Origin of the sequence: Stenotrophomonas sp. AS012628 (genome assembly GCF_010608305.1) — a bacterium.
Classification (GTDB): Bacteria; Pseudomonadota; Gammaproteobacteria; order Xanthomonadales; family Xanthomonadaceae; genus Stenotrophomonas; species Stenotrophomonas geniculata.
Window position 1 is genome coordinate 1 of the sequence record NZ_VMBJ01000296.1, and the last position, 218, is coordinate 218.

The window sequence follows — 218 nt, forward strand, 5'->3', positions numbered from 1 at the left end:
TCGGTGCTGCTCAGTTCCACCGGGAACTGGCCGAGATACTGCAGTTCGTTGTCCACCATCGACAACTGCTGGGCGCGCAGGCTCAGTTGCAGGCGCGCGTTGGCCACCGGCTTGCCGTCCGGATAGAGCAGGACGATCTCGCCCTTCACCGGCTCGGCGGTCTTGAAGTCCGGCTTGGCCAGGTCGAGGGCGACTTCGAAGTGCGGCTTGATGTATTC

The 218-nt window shown here is 63.3% G+C and carries 1 protein-coding gene; it reads right to left on the bottom strand.

The window, feature by feature from the left end:
- Nucleotides 1-218 (bottom strand): hypothetical protein (locus G5A07_RS21990; RefSeq protein WP_191864045.1); only part of this gene is annotated, 218 nt, incomplete at both ends.